The sequence below is a fragment of the Variovorax sp. P1_H2 genome (assembly GCF_056405295.1).
The window spans coordinates 59,930-74,594 of the sequence record NZ_JBFUCJ010000016.1 but is presented as its reverse complement, the minus strand read 5'-3'; the positions used below and the strand labels follow the sequence as shown (position 1 = coordinate 74,594).

At 67.7% G+C, this 14,665-nt stretch carries 11 protein-coding genes; 6 read left to right on the top strand and 5 right to left on the bottom strand.

The annotated features are described in order from the left end of the window. Positions 1 to 255 precede the first annotated feature (255 nt). From gspK to gspE, 6 genes are all read left to right on the top strand, one after another. Positions 256 to 1,305 carry a type II secretion system minor pseudopilin GspK gene (gspK, locus tag AC1D2E_RS08535; RefSeq protein WP_478196991.1) on the top strand — a complete coding sequence of 350 codons (1,050 nt, stop codon included), beginning with the start codon at positions 256 to 258 and terminating at the stop codon, positions 1,303 to 1,305. 130 nt (positions 1,306 to 1,435) lie between these two features. Continuing rightward, complete coding sequence (gene gspL / locus AC1D2E_RS08530) at positions 1,436 to 2,644, top strand: type II secretion system protein GspL (protein WP_478196990.1); 1,209 nt, start codon at positions 1,436 to 1,438, stop codon at positions 2,642 to 2,644. Further along, positions 2,641 to 3,186: a type II secretion system protein GspM gene (gene gspM / locus AC1D2E_RS08525; RefSeq protein WP_478196989.1), complete on the top strand. Its 546-nt coding sequence runs from the start codon at positions 2,641 to 2,643 to the stop codon at positions 3,184 to 3,186. Before gspL ends, gspM begins: the two co-directional genes overlap by 4 nt. Positions 3,187 to 3,193: 7 nt before the next feature. Next, the gene (gene gspN / locus AC1D2E_RS08520) at positions 3,194 to 3,994 is read left to right on the top strand and encodes a type II secretion system protein N (RefSeq protein ID WP_478196988.1); all 801 of its coding nucleotides are present in this window, start codon (positions 3,194 to 3,196) and stop codon (positions 3,992 to 3,994) included. Positions 3,995 to 3,996: 2 nt separating this feature from the next. Then, positions 3,997 to 6,264 (top strand): type II secretion system secretin GspD, encoded by a 2,268-nt coding sequence (gene gspD, locus AC1D2E_RS08515; RefSeq protein WP_478196987.1) that lies wholly within the window; start codon positions 3,997 to 3,999, stop codon positions 6,262 to 6,264. A 9-nt stretch (positions 6,265 to 6,273) separates the two neighbouring features. Beyond that, positions 6,274 to 7,689 (top strand): type II secretion system ATPase GspE, encoded by a 1,416-nt coding sequence (gspE, locus tag AC1D2E_RS08510; protein ID WP_478196986.1) that lies wholly within the window; start codon positions 6,274 to 6,276, stop codon positions 7,687 to 7,689. A gap of 21 nt (positions 7,690 to 7,710) precedes the next feature. Here the strand turns inward: gspE and AC1D2E_RS08505 are convergent, their stop codons facing one another. Genes AC1D2E_RS08505 through AC1D2E_RS08485 form a run of 5 tightly spaced genes read right to left on the bottom strand, consistent with a single transcriptional unit; the run spans position 7,711 to position 14,537 of the window. Next, positions 7,711 to 8,298, bottom strand: coding sequence for a glycerol-3-phosphate responsive antiterminator (locus tag AC1D2E_RS08505; RefSeq protein WP_478196985.1), 588 nt, complete (start codon positions 8,296 to 8,298; stop codon positions 7,711 to 7,713). Positions 8,299 to 8,308: 10 nt separating this feature from the next. Beyond that, positions 8,309 to 9,859 carry an FAD-binding oxidoreductase gene (locus tag AC1D2E_RS08500; protein ID WP_478196984.1) on the bottom strand — a complete coding sequence of 517 codons (1,551 nt, stop codon included), beginning with the start codon at positions 9,857 to 9,859 and terminating at the stop codon, positions 8,309 to 8,311. Further along, complete coding sequence (locus AC1D2E_RS08495) at positions 9,860 to 11,536, bottom strand: glycerol-3-phosphate dehydrogenase/oxidase (protein ID WP_478196983.1); 1,677 nt, start codon at positions 11,534 to 11,536, stop codon at positions 9,860 to 9,862. After that, positions 11,533 to 13,077, bottom strand: a complete 1,545-nt coding sequence (locus AC1D2E_RS08490; RefSeq protein WP_478164796.1) for an FGGY family carbohydrate kinase — start codon at positions 13,075 to 13,077, stop codon at positions 11,533 to 11,535. Before AC1D2E_RS08490 ends, AC1D2E_RS08495 begins: the two co-directional genes overlap by 4 nt. Next, the gene (locus AC1D2E_RS08485) at positions 13,077 to 14,537 is read right to left on the bottom strand and encodes an MFS transporter (protein WP_478196982.1); all 1,461 of its coding nucleotides are present in this window, start codon (positions 14,535 to 14,537) and stop codon (positions 13,077 to 13,079) included. Before AC1D2E_RS08485 ends, AC1D2E_RS08490 begins: the two co-directional genes overlap by 1 nt. Positions 14,538 to 14,665 lie beyond the last annotated feature (128 nt).

Sequence of the window (14,665 nt, the reverse complement as noted above, 5' to 3'; positions counted from 1 at the left end):
GTGGGGGAGCGTGGGGGCTCAGGCCGGCGCCGGGCCGCCCCAAGGCGGCCTGCGCCCCCCCCGGGGGGCAGCGACCCACACGCAGTGGGGGAGCGTGGGGGCAATCCAGGCCGGCGCCGGGCCGCCCCAAAGCGGCCTGCGGCCCCCCCGGGGGGCAGCGACCCACACGCAGTAGGGAAGCGTGGGGGCCCAGGCCGGCGCCGGGCCGCCCCAAGGCGGCCTGCGGCCCCCCCGGGGGGCAGCGACCCACACGCAGTGGGGAAGCGTGGGGGTCAGTTCGGTGCAGCGCTGCTGACGGCGATGCTGACCGTTACGCTGGTCGCGACCTTCGCGGCGGCCGCGCTCTGGCAGCAATGGCGCTCGGCCGAGATCGAGGCCGCCGAACGGGCGCGGTCGCAGGCCGGCTGGGTGCTGATCGGCGCGCTCGACTGGTCGCGGCTGATTCTGCGCGAGGACGCCCGTGCCGCCGGCAGCGGCAGCGGCGCCGACCACCTGGCCGAACCCTGGGCGGTGCCGCTCGAGGAAGCCAAGCTGACCACCTTCCTGGCGGCCGACAAGAACATCGCCAGCGACGCGCTGGAAGGGCTGCCCGAGGCCTTCCTGTCCGGTCGCATCATCGATGCGCAGTCGAAGCTCAACGCCCTGAACCTGGTGGAGGGCGGCAAGCCCGTCGCGGCATCGGTGGAAGCCTTCAGCAAGCTGTTCCAGCTGCTGGGGCTGCCGGCCGAGGAACTGTCGCTGCTGACGGCCAACCTGCAACGCGCGCTGCCGGCCGGCGCCAGCGCGCCGGCCGATTCCTCGGCAACGACGAGCGCCAGCGGCGGCACCGCCACCCCGCAAGCCACCCCGACGAGCACCGCCAGCAGCGCCGGACCACTGGTGCCGCAGCGCACGGCGCAGCTGGTCTGGCTCGGCCTGTCGCCCTCGACGGTGGCGGCGCTGGAACCCTATGTCACGGTGCTGCCGACGCGCACGCAGCTGAACATCAACACCGCGAGCGCCGAAGCCATCTTCGCGAGCACGCCCAAGCTGGACCTGGCGGGCGCCAAGCGCCTGGTCACGGCGCGCGCCCAGGGCTATTTCAAGGATCTGGCCCAGGCCGGCGCGCTGATCCAGCAAGGCACGGCGCAGCTGGTGCCGGCGCAGCACAGCGTGTCGACCAACTACTTCGAAGTCCGGGCGCGGCTGCGCATCGACCGAACCTGGGTCGAGGAACAAACCCTGCTTCATCGCAACGGCATCGATGTCCGGATCGTGTGGCGAGAACGTGGCGCCGGCACCACGATGCCGCCGCCCAGATCCTGATGCGGCACCCACCTCGCCCCGATTGGGTCAAAAATAAGCGCAGCGCCCGTTGTACCTATGTGAGATGCTATCAAATTTGTAGCATCTCGACACCTCTGTCTCCTACAATAGCGACCCTTTACTTCTTTTCATGGCCCTGCTGCTTGTAACCATTCCTCTCTCCTCCGGTACAGCCGCTGCCGAGTACGGCTGGGCGGTCTGGTCGAGCGACGGACGCAAGCTGCGTTCGCAGGGCAGCGCGGCGCCGGCCCTGTTGCCCAGCAGCGACGAAGTCATCCTCGGGGTGCCGGCGGCGGCGCTCTCGTGGCACCAGGTCACCCTGCCCCAGGGCAGCATGAGCGGCGCCGCACGGCTGCGCTCGGTGCTCAACGGCCTGCTCGAAGACCGGCTGCTCGACGATCCCGAATCGCTCCACTTCGCGCTCGAGCCCGGCGCTCGCGTCGCCGTGCCGGTGTGGGTGGCGGCCTGCAACCGCATCTGGCTGCGCAGCGCCGTGCAGGCGCTGGAGGCCGCAGGCCGCCGCGTCACGCGGATCGTTCCCGAGTTCGCTCCCCAGCCGGCCGGCGCGCCGCCGATGGTGTTCGCGATCGGCGAACCGGATGCAGCGCTGTGCGTGGTCTGCGGCACCGAAGGCGTCGCCACGCTGCCGCTCGATCCCTCCGGCCTCGCGCTGGCCGGTCCGCTGGCCGCCGACACCAACGCCCTGGCCGAGCCAGCGGTCGCCGAACTGGCCGAAAGCGTGCTCGGACGGCGGGTGCCGATCATCAAGCCGGCCGCGCGATGGCTGCAGGCCAGCCGTTCGCCCTGGGACCTGGCGCAGTTCGACCTGGCGTCGACCGGCCGCGCCCGCGCCGGCAAGAAGCTGGCGGCGGTCTCGCGCGCGTTGTGGCGCGGAACCCGATGGCGAGCCGCTCGCTGGGGCGCGCTGGCGCTGGTGCTGGCACAGCTCATCGGCCTCAACGCCTGGGCCTGGAAGGAGCGCAGCGCGCTCGACGCCAAGCGCGGCGCGGTGCGCGCGGTGCTGACCCAGACCTTCCCCTCGGTGCAGCTGGTGGTCGACGCCCCGCTGCAGATGACGCGCGAAGTCGCGGCCCTTCAGCAGGCCACGGGAGGGGTCGCGGCATCCGACCTCGAACCCATGCTCGGCGCCTTGGCTGCCAGCCTGCCACCGGGCCGCATGCCGACGGCGATCGATTTCAGCGCCGGCCAGCTGCGGCTGCGGGGGCTCGGCCTGCCGGCGTCCGAGTTCTCGACCGTGAAGAGCGCGCTGTCATCGCGCGGCTATGCTGCGCGCAGTGAGGGCGACCTGCTCCTGGTGCAAGCGGAGGCCTTGCGATGAAATGGCTCGAATCCCTCGAAGCGCGCTGGCAGGCCTGGTGGCCCGAGCTCGAGCCACGCGAGCAGCGGATGATCCTGATCGCCGCGGCGCTGGTCGCCCTGGCGCTCGCCTGGTGGCTGGCGCTGGCGCCGGCGCTGGGCACGCTGGCAGCCGCACCGGCCGAACACGCACGGCTCGACGCCCAGTTGCAGCAGATGACCGCGCTGCAGCGCCAGGCCAAGGCCCTGCAGTCGCAGCCGCGCGCCAATCGCGACGACGCGATGCGCGCCCTCGAAGCCTCGGTGCGCCAGAACCTCGGGGCGAACGCGCAGCTTCAAGGCGCCGGTGCCGGCGAGAACGTCACGATCGCCTTGCGCGCCGCCCCGGCCGACGCCCTCGCCGAACTCTTCACGCAGGCGCGCAGCAATGCCCGCGCCGTGCCGCGCGAGGTGCACCTGACACGCAGCACGCAACAGACTGGCGCCGCCCCACCCGGCGCCGCTTCCGGACCGCCCCGGGTGCGCTGGGACGGCACGCTGGTCATGGGCCTGCCGGCCCGCTGAGCGCCCCATGGCCCTGTCGAAGACCTCCCCCCGCTCCGCGTCCGGCTCCGGCTGGCCCTGGGCCCTGCTCGGCGCGCTGATCGGCATCGTCTTCGCGCTGGCCGCCTTCGCGCCGGCACGCTGGCTCGCTGCCGGTCTCGCGCAATGGAGCGATGGCCACCTGCAGCTGGTCAACGCGCGCGGCACGGTCTGGAACGGCACTGCCGGCGTCGTGTTCGCAAGCGGCGCCGGCGGCGCCGAGTCGATCTCGCTGCCGGGGCAGCTGGGCTGGACGCTGCGGCCACGCTGGGACGGCGTCACGGCGGTGCTCGACGTCCCCTGCTGTGCGGCGAAGCCGCTCGAGCTCATGGGCCGCCCGCGGGCGGACGGCCTCGAGCTGGCATGGCGCGACGGCCAGTCCCGCTGGCCGGCGGCCCTGCTGGCCGGCTTCGGCGCCCCCTGGAACACGCTCAAGCTCGAAGGCGTGCTCGACCTGTCGATGCAGGCCCTGGTGCTGCGCTCGAGCGGCCCCAAGCTGACAATCTCCGGACGCGCGACGCTGGACGCCACCGACATCTCATCCAGCCTGTCGACCCTCAAGCCGATGGGCAGCTACCGCATCGCGCTCGAGGGCGGGCCGGTGCCCTCGGTGCTCGTGACCACCCGCGAAGGGGCCCTGCAACTGAGCGGCAGCGGACGCTGGAACGGCACGGCGATGCGCTTCGACGGCGAGGCCAGCGCCGCGCCGGGACGCGAAGCCGCGCTCTCGAACTTGTTGAATATCATCGGGCGACGCGACGGCGCGCGCTCGCTCATCACACTGGGTTGACCATGAACAAGCCAACGTCTTCCGCCGGCATGCGCCTCGGCACCATCGCGCTCGCAGCGCAGATGCTGATCGCGGCCTGCATTCCTTCCGCCTTCGCCCAGGAGGCGCTGCGCCGGGGCGAACCGATCACCCTGAACTTCAGCAACGCCGAAATCGAATCGGTGGCGCGGACCATGGCGGTGGTGACCGGCCGCGACGTGGTGGTCGACCCACGCGTCAAGGGCACCATCACGCTGCAGACCGACCGGGCGATCGAGCCGGCCGCGGCGTTCAACCAGTTCGCCGCCGCGCTGCGCCTGCAGGGCTTCGCGATCGTCCAGTCCGAAGGCCTCTACAAGGTGGTGCCCGAAGCCGACGCCAAGCTGCAGAGCAACACCGTGACCACGTCGACGCCGACCACCTCCAGCCTCAGCGGCAACCAGATCGTCACGCAGATCTTCAAGCTCAACTACGAGTCGGCCAACAACCTGCTGCCGGTGCTGCGGCCGCTGATCGCGCCCAACAACACGATCAACGTGAATCCCGGCAACAACTCGCTGGTGATCACCGACTACGCCGAGAACATGCGGCGGCTGGCCCGCATCGTGGCCGCGCTCGACATCCCGAACGCCTCCGACATCGAGGTCATTCCATTGCAGCATTCGGTGGCCACCGACATGGTGCCCCTGGTGACGCGGCTGCTCGAAGGCGGCAGCACGGCGACCGGCGCGGCGGCGCCGGGGCAGGTCGATTCCTCCTTCCGCACCACGCTCTTGGCCGAGCCGCGCGGCAACGCGATCATCCTGCGCGCAGCCAATCCGGCGCGGGCCCAGCTGGTGCGCACGCTGGTGGCCAAGCTCGACCGGGCCCCGCTGGAAAGCGCCAACGGCGCGGCCGGCAACGTCTACGTGGTCTACCTCAAGAACGCCGATGCGGTGAAACTGGCGACCACGCTGCGGGCGGCCATGTCGGCCGAAGCGCGCGGCGGCACCGGCACCGGCACCGGCACGACGACCCAAGGCACGCAGGCCAACCTGCAGGCGGCAGCATTGCAGAACCCCCAGCAGCAGGGCAGCACGGCCGCGACCACGCCGCTCAGCAGCGCCAACACACCGTCCACGGGGGGCCAGATCCAGGCCGACCCATCGACCAACTCGCTGATCATCACCGCGCCCGAACCGCAATACCGGCAGATGCGGGCCGTGATCGACCGGCTCGACGGCAAGCGCGCGCAGGTGATGGTCGAGAGCCTGATCGTCGAGGTCAATGCCGACAAGGCGGCCGAGTTCGGCATCCAGTGGCAGACAGGCATCGGCAACAGCGGCGACCGCAACGTGGCCGCGCTCGGCACCAACTCGAACCTGGCCGGCGCCAACATCATCGACCTGGCGGTGGGCCTCGCCACCGGCAACACCGCGACCCGGCCCTCGACCGGCTTCAACTTCGGCATCGGCCGCAACTACGGCGGCCAGTACATCCTGAGCTTCCTGGCCCGCTTCCTCGAGAACAATGCCGAGGGCAACGTGCTGTCGACGCCCAACCTGCTGACGCTCGACAACGAGGAAGCCAAGATCGTGATCGGCCAGAACGTGCCCTTCCTGACCGGCCAGTTCACCAACACCGGCGCGGCCAGCGGCTCGGTCAATCCGTTCCAGACCATCGAGCGCAAGGACGTCGGCCTGACGCTGCGCGTGCGGCCGCAGATCAACGAGAACAACAGCGTCAGGCTGCAGGTGTTCCAGGAGGTTTCGACCATCCAGGCCAGCACCGTCAACAATGTCAACGGCCCGACCACCAACAAGCGCAGCATCGAGTCGAACGTGCAGGTCGAGGACGGCAGCATCATCGTGCTGGGCGGCCTGCTGCAGGACGAGTACTCCAACGCGATCGAGAAGATCCCGCTGGCCGGCGACATCCCGATCATCGGCAATCTGTTCAAGAGCGAGACCCGCTCGCGCAAGAAGACCAACCTGATGGTGTTCCTGCGCCCGGTGGTGGTGCGCGACACCGCCACCAGCGACCAGCTGGCTTTCGACCGCTACGACGCGATCCGCGGCCTGCAGCAGACGTCGCAGCCGGACAAGAACATCTTCCTGCGCGGCGTGGAAGACTCCGGCGTGCTGCCGCCGCTGCCACCGCTGACGCCGGCGGCCGCCGCCGCCCGCGGCGAGGGCACGCGCCTGGTGCCGCCGCCGCTGACGCCGAGCGACACGCGCGCGCTGCGCCCGGCGCCCCTGAAGGGCGCGCTGCCGCCGACCGCCGATCCGTCGACGACGCGCGAGCTGCCCTAGGTTCCGGCCGTGCGCTATCCCCTTCCCTACGCCTTCGCCCGCAGCCAGCAACTGCTGCTGGAAGAGGCCGACGACGGCAGCCTCACGCTCTGCATGCCGAAGGTGCCGCCGCGCAGCGGCCTGGGCGAGGTGCTGCGCAAGTTCCCGGTGAAGACCTTCGAGCCGCTGGCGCCCGAGCAGCTCGCGCAACGCATCAGCGCGGCCTACGCGAAAGGCGAATCGAACGCCGCCGCGGTGGTCAGCGAAGTCCAGGGCGATGCCGATCTCTCGCGCATGATGCAGGAGCTGCCCGCGGTCGAGGACCTGCTCGAGTCGGCCGGCGATGCGCCGATCATCCGCATGCTCAACGCCCTGCTGACGCAGGCGGCGCGCGACGGCGCCAGCGACATCCACATCGAACCCTACGAGCGGACCTCCTCGGTGCGCTTCCGGATCGACGGCACGCTGCGCGAAGTGGTGCAGCCGAACCGCGCACTGCACGCGGCGCTGATCTCGCGGCTGAAGATCATGGCCGATCTCGACATCGCCGAGAAGCGGCTGCCGCAGGACGGGCGCATCAGCCTGCGCATCGGCACCCGCGCGGTCGACGTCCGGGTCTCGACCCTGCCCTCGGCGCATGGCGAACGCGCCGTGCTGCGGCTGCTCGACAAGTCCGAGAGCAAGCTCACGCTCGAATCGGTCGGCATGCAGGGCGACACGCTGGCGCGCTTCGAGCAGCTGATCGGCCAGCCGCACGGGATCATCCTGGTGACCGGCCCGACCGGCTCGGGCAAGACCACCACGCTGTATGCCGCGCTGAGCCGGCTCGATGCCAGCAGCAGCAACATCATGACGGTCGAGGACCCGATCGAGTACGAACTGCCGGGGGTCGGCCAGACCCAGGTCAACGCCAAGATCGACCTGACCTTCGCCAAGGCGCTGCGCGCGATCCTGCGGCAAGACCCGGACGTCATCATGATCGGCGAGATCCGCGACTTCGAGACCGCGCAGATCGCGATCCAGGCGTCGCTCACCGGCCACCTGGTGCTGGCCACGCTGCACACCAACGACTCGGTCAGCGCCGTGACGCGGCTGACCGACATGGGCGTCGAGCCCTTCCTGCTGAGCTCCTCGCTGCTCGGCGTGCTGGCCCAGCGGCTGGTGCGCAAGCTGTGCCCGGTGTGTTCGCCGGCCGCCGGCCACGAGGCGCAGCCCGTGGGCTGCGACGCCTGCGGCCACACCGGCTACCAGGGGCGCACCGGCATCTTCGAGCTGCTGGTGGCCGACGAGACGGTGCAGTCGCTGATCCACAACCGGGCGCCCGAGAGCCAGCTCTTCGTGGCCGCCGAGCGCGGCGGACTGCGCTCGATGCGCGAGGACGGCGAGCGGCTGGTCCAGGCCGGCATCAGCTCGCGCGCCGAGCTGCTTCGCGTGACGAGGGATTAGCGCCCGCAGGCACAAACGGAATCAACCGGCGATGACGGCCTTGGTGTCGAGGTTCCATATCGCGGCGTCGCTCGTCGAAACAGCCACTGCCCCGGCTGCCAGCGCGCTGCGAACATCATTCAGGCTGCCGACGAAACCCGATGCCACGATGGGCGGCAGCGCATTGCGCTCCTTGGCGGAAATGTGCGACAGCATCGGTGCCGGCATGAGCTGAACGAGATTCGGATCGCTCTGCGCGAGCGCCTTGACGCTTCGTGGCCAGGTCGATCGGTCGGTGACAAATACCTTTTGCATCGTGAGAAGACCCGCCCGGTTGGCCCGCTGTATGGTCGCGATGCGGGTGGAAACCAGGCTGGTCGCGCCAATTTCGGCCAAGTACTCCACGCCGCCCTTGTCCTGCGAAATGCCATCGCAACTGTCGATGTTCACGATACAGATTTTGTCGGCACGAGTGATAGCCGCCACCACGCCGTGCAGCTTGCGCAGTTCCACGTTCGCAACGATGGCGATTTCGGTGGCACTGTCGATGAAGGCGTCGATCTGCTCCGCCCCATAGAGCGTCGCGATGATCGGATGCCGCGCAAGGCGCGCGCCAAGGGAGCGGTCCATTCGATGAAACTCAGTCTTCGGTATCGGGCAGCTTGTCGCTCAGACCGAGCTTGCCGGGGTTCAGGATGTTCTTCGGATCGAGTGTGCGTTTGAGGGCCTGGAGAACATGGAATGCGCTGCCCAGCGATTCAGCCATATATGGAGCCCGCAGCAAACCGATGCCATGGTGATGGCTCAATGCGGCATTGTGGCGCACCAGCACCGCATTCGCGGCGTCCCAAGCCTGACGATACCAGCGCGCGCGGTTCTCGACTTCCACCTCGCCGCGTAGCGAGAAGTAGAGGCAGGCGCCGTCCACGTAGGCGTGCGACTGGTGCGCGGAGCCCGCGAGCGTGCCGGGCACCGCGTTGATCGCCGCAACGACCTCGTCATAGATGGCAGGCAGGTCGCTCCAGCGGCCACTCATCTCCAGGGTGTCGGCCACGAAGCCGGGGCTGCGCTTGAAACCCTCGGCGCTCTTGCCTGTGAGGTAGCGCGTGTCGAGCCAGCGCTCGAAGATAACCGGGCCGTCGAGCGCGCGGCCCAACTCCTTGCAGACGCGTTCGCTGATGGCCATGACCGCATCCACCATCTCGGGTGCGCCCTCGTCGGCAATCAGCAGCACATGCGTGTCGTCGAGATTGAACTGCACCCGGCTTTCGAGTGCGTCATAGAGCCGCAGCGCTGCCGGGTTGGCCCCGCGCTGCATGATCTCCCGACAGGCTTCGAGGCCAATGGCGAAGCTGTCGAAGCCGTAGGCGATGGCTCGGCCGAAATCCGGCAGGCGATGCAGCTTCAGCCGCACGCGGACGATCACGCCGAGGGTGCCTTCTGATCCGATGAAGAGCTGCTGCAGGTCAGAGCCCACAGCCGCTCGCGAGTAGCCACCCACCGTGACGAGGCTGCCGTCGGCGAGCACCACGTCCATGCCAAACACCATGTCCTCTATCTTTCCATAACGAGTGGACAACTGACCCGCGCCACGGCAGGCGACCCAGCCACCGACGGTGCTGATGCCGAAGGATGAGGGCCAGTGGCCCATCGTCATGCCATGCTCGCGTTGGATGAGTTCCTCGAAGACATCGCCGAACATGCCGGCCTCCACCTCCACGATCTGACTCCCGGCGTCGAAGCCGATGAACCTGTTCAGCTCGCACACGTCCAGCACGATGCCGCCGCGTACCGGCAGCGCCGCGCCTGTCACGTTGCTGCGACCGGCCGAGACGGTGACGGGAATCGAGGCTGCATTGGCAATGCGCATGACCGCCTGGATCTGGTCGACGGTTGAGACTCGCACGATCACGGCCTGCGGCGTCGCGGGCTTGCCTCCGGTTTCCGAGACCATCGAGCCGGCCCACCAGTCCCGCGTCCACACCACCACACTGCCAGTGTCGGTAAGCACTTCGTCGGCGACGTTGCAGAGCGCATCGATGTACGTCGAGGCCACTGCGACGGGCGCCCGTTGCAAGCCGGGCGGGCCGTCCGTGTCCGTGATCGTCTTGGCATAGGCCGGCGGCGTGTGGGCGCCGACAACGTAGTTGCGGCGGTTGTAGCCGCGTTGAATTGCGTCTTTGCTGATCATCTACTTCTCTCCCATAAGAATGGATTTTTCGTGCTCGATCGCGGCGCGGTAACTCGCTACTTGTTGCGCCGCGTCCGCGGGGGACAAGCCGAGTTCGGCCTGAATGATTTCGCCGACCCGCTCCGCTGCGCGGCCCGAGGCGTCGCGCGCCATCAGCCGCCCACGGATGCGCCGCGACAACACGTCATCGACGGTGCAAGCGAGTTCGTGCCGCACCGCATAAACGACTTCCGCCTCGCAATACGGCAGGCCTTCGACAATGGGGCGGAGCAGGCTCGTGTCCTCATGAAGAAGGTCAGTGACGAAGCGTGCTTCGGTGCCGTAGCGCTCACCCAGGTGCGCCGAAAGGCCGCCCGAAGCCATGATCGCCTGGGCGTCGTAGCCGGCCGCCCCGAGAAGGTAGGCCGACTTGGTCGTGCAGGCGTTGCGCTTGCCGATCACTTTCTGGGCTGCATCAATGGTCTGCTCGGCCATGTGCCGCGAAGTGGTGAGCTTGCCACCGACGATGGTCACGAGGCCGTCAGCCGCCACGCGAATCTCGTGGTTGCGCTTTATCTCCAGCGTCTTCCCGCCCGGCGGCGCGACCAACGGCCTGCACCCGGCGATGCTGCCGACCACATCTTCCGCTCGAAGGTCGGTCTTCAGTGCGGACCGGGCACCGTCAAGCAGGAAGTCGAGTTCCTCGCGCGTGCAGTGCACGTCGTCGAGATTGCCCTGATAGTCTTCATCGGTCGTGCCGAGGTAGGAGACGTTGCCCCAGCGCGTGATGGTTGCGCGCCGGTTGCGGCCTGGTACCGGTATGGTCACGGTGCAGTCATTCCGGATCTTCAACCAGGGAATGGCCACGTGCACGCCCTTCGCGGGTCGGATGTTCATCGTTGGCGCGTCGTTCTTCTTGCGGCCGTCCCAGTCGCGCAGCCAGACCCCGGTGGCCATGATGACGACGCCTGCGCGTGCGCGGATCTCGCGGCGATCAGCTTGGACGATCACGCCGTCGACCCTGCCTTGGGCATCACGGCTGATTTCAACGGCTTTTGAATGATTGAGGACAACGGCGCCATGGAAAGCGGCCGTTCGCGCGATGTTCAATGTCAGCCGCGCGTCGTCCACCCGTGCGTCGAAGTACATGAAGCCGCCCGTCAGGTGCTCTTCCTTGAAGGTGGGGCAATGAGACAGGACCTCTGCCTTGGTCAGCTTCTGGTGAAGGATGCCTTCGCGCCAGCCGCCCGCGATGTCGTAGGTCCACAGCAAGCTCTCGAATGCCTTGGCCAGGCGCTTGTCGAAGACGCCTTCGCGCTCCATGACAGGAAAGAGAAACGGCAGGCGCTGCACCAGGTGCCTGGCGTTGCGGCGCAGGCGCTGGCGCTCCAGCAACGAGTGGCGCACCAGGCCCAGATTGCCCTGTTCGATGTAGCGCAGGCCTCCGTGGACCATCTTCGAGGACTTCGACGAGGTGCCGAAGGCGAAGTCATCCTTCTCGACCATTGCCACGCGATAGCCCCGCAAGCTGGCATCCAGTGCCGCATAGGCGCCGGTCACGCCGCCGCCGACGATCACGATGTCGAAGTGCTCGTCGGCGAGCCGTGTGAGCTGATCCTGCCGATTCAGCCGCAGTGGTTCGGTGGTTGTCATCGCGGCCCGGTCCTTGCCGGACCACAGGGATGGCAGAACCATCATCTTGGTAACTCTCCAGCTGTAGCGTTCTTGAAATTTCGGACGTGCGCGAGTTCCGAGGCCACTCGGGCGTGCCACAGGCTGCGCCGAGCGCTGCGTTCTTCAGGCTCGATCGCGGGCTCGAACACGGCCTCGGTGGTCAGCGTGGCGCGGGCCTCCTGCAGCGAATCCCACAGAAGTCCGGACGAACCGGCAAGAAATGCAATGCCGCGCAGGCTGGCCCGCTCGGTTTCCTTGATGCGCCGCACCGGCATGCCGGTCAGGTCGGCCTGTATCTGCAGCAGGGCGGAACTGCCCGCGAGGCCGCCGCCCACGACCAACTCGGACACCTTGACCCCGGAAACTGCCTGGTTCGATTGGATGCACGACGCCACCGAATGCGCGATGCCTTCGAGGATGGCCCGGGCGACTTCGGCACGTGTGGTCGCCATCGAGATGCCAGTCAGCGACGCACGCGCGCCGGGCTCCATGGCAGGGACGCGCAGGCCGGTCAGCGTTGGAACAAAGGTGACATCGCGAGATGAACTGACGGTCGCGGCCATGGCGCTGATCTGCTCGGCGTTGTCGAACCATTGCAGTTTCTCGCAGACCCAGTTCAACGCGGAGCCGGTCGTTGCCACATAGGTCTCCACCGCGAAATGCGAAACGCCGTGCGCACGCCGCGCTGTCATGGTGAGGGTGCCGTCATGCTGGCCTGCATGGACAGGCAGCACGGGTCCGGTGATCACGTCGACGAAGCTGCCTGTGCCGTGGACGCACATGGCCTGCTCGCGGTCGAGGCAGCCCAGGCCGATGGCGCCCGCATGCTGATCGCCGGCACAAGCGAGGATGGGCACGTCGATGCCGAGCAGCTCGGTGCGAGTGCGGCCGAAGTCATCCGCGTCTTCACGCAGTTCGGGAAGCAGCTCTCGAGGAAAGCCGAGCGCATCGATCCAGTCCGACTGGTAGCGGTGTTCGGCCATGACGTAGGCGTTGCCGGAGGTCACGTTGGTCGGCGTCGTCACACAGGCGCGCTGCGTCGAGAGGTGCCACAGCAACCAGCTGTCGACGGTTCCGAAGGCGAGGCGGCGCTCCTTGAGGGCGCGGGCAACCGGCTCGGTCTCGCGCATGTGGTGCGTGGCCCAGAGGTAGGGCGAACGCACCCCGACCGGCCGGCCGATCTGCTCCTTCAGGAGCTTGTCCCAGGCGGGTGCAAGCTGCTCCAGTTCACTGACGTAGCGGGTGTCCTGCCACACCATGACCGGCACCAGTGCGCGGCCGGTGCGGGTGTCCCAGAGCACGGCCGAACAACGCTGCGTCGCAATGGCCAGCGCGACAATGCGTTGCCGTTCCGATCGGGCACGCGCGATAGTGGCGCGGCAGACCTCGATGGTCTTGTCGAGGATCGCGTTGGCGTCCTGCTCAACCACGCCGGAGCGCGGCGTGTCGACCCGCAGCGGCGCGTACTCGAGGCATGAGACGTGACCGTCGCGTCCGACGATGGCCGCTCGCGTCCCCGAGGTGCCCTCGTCGATGCAGAGGATCACATCCTGAATGGTCGTCATCAGTTCACTCTCCCCGCGGCCAGTTGCGGCGATTCGGCATTCGATTGCTTGTCCTCGTCGAACTGAGGTGCATCGGGTTCGTTGTCCGGGTTGATGGTGGTGCGCGTCGGGTCCCAGCGGATTGCAAAGCAGATGATGCTTGCGACCAGCGGCACGACCGCGAGAATGAGGAAGGTATGTTCGAGGCCGTACTTCTCCCGGAACAGCGGAAAGACCAGCAAGCCGAGCGCCGCGCCGATTGAGCCCAGCGCGCCGATGATGCCGTTGGCTCCCGCGCGCAATTCGCTGCGGAACGAGAGTGACGACAGGCTCTTGCCGTTCGCGCCAGGACCGCCCGAATGAAAGAGGATGAAGAGCGAAGGAACGATCACGGCCAGCCACAGCGGCATGCGACCGTGGAACAGGCCGAGCGTCAGCAGCATAAGGAACACCATGGCGAATCCAAAGGCCGAAGCGCGGCGCAAGCCCAGTTTGCGGCCGATCCATGGCGACAGGAAGCCGCCGAAGATGCCGAAGACATTGAAGGCGAGCGCGCCGATGGTGGCTTGAGCGAAGTCCTTGCCGAACAGCGTTGCGCTGATCAACGGCAGGTACCAGCCCACCGCGAAATACTGGATCGACTGACCGATCTGCACCGTCGCCGCGAGGATCGTGCGAGGCAGGTAGGCGCCGCGAAAGATCAGCAGGACGTTGGCTGCACCGCGACGGGCCTGGTTGATGACCGGAATGCGCTCATACTTCGGCGCGGCTACGAAAAGCTCGCCGTAGATGCGGCTCATGGCGCGCGCGRCTTCGTCGAGTCGCTCCTTTCGCGCGAGCCAGATGGGGCTCTCGACCAGCAGCGCGAGTTGCAGCGCGAGGATCGTGACGCCAAAAACTGCAGTGGCAGCCACGGAATAGCGCCAGATCGAATCGCCTACATCCCAGGAGTAGAACAGCAGCGCCAAAAGGAGATTGGTGCAGACCGCCGCGTACCACATGCCCTGCCAGGTGTTGAGCCGGCTCTTCAGCTTTGCGGGTGTGAATTCCGCTAGCACGGCCATGGCAATCGCGAAGTCGATGCCGTAGGCGGCGCCGACGAAGAAGCGGCCGACCAGGATCATCTCGAAGCTGGGAGCGAACACCACCAGCACGGCGCCAACCACGGCAAGGAACTTGGCGAGCACGAGCGGGCGGATGCGCCCCCAGCGGTCCGCCATCCAGCCGCCAACCGGGTTGAAGACGATGGCCACCCAGGAGGCGAACGAAGTCATCAACGCCACCTGACCGGCGGTGAGATGAAGGTCGCGCGTCATAGGCCCGAGGCCAGCGCTCAGCGCGGAATTGGAAAAGGCATCGAGGAACAATCCGCCCAGCGCCAACCACCAGATGGTGGAAGCTCGGCCTACGATGCCTTGGCGTGAGTCCAGGTAGGCGATGACATCGTCGATGCCACGGATCTTGATCGCGTTGGGTTGCACAGTTGTCTCCATTGGAATAATCCGCAAGAGAACGATGCAAACCATACAGGCGCGACAAAGCCATCTCACAGATGGTCTTGAAATCTGAACCTGTGCGCAAATTCTAAGTGCGACCTTTTCTGCCGGTC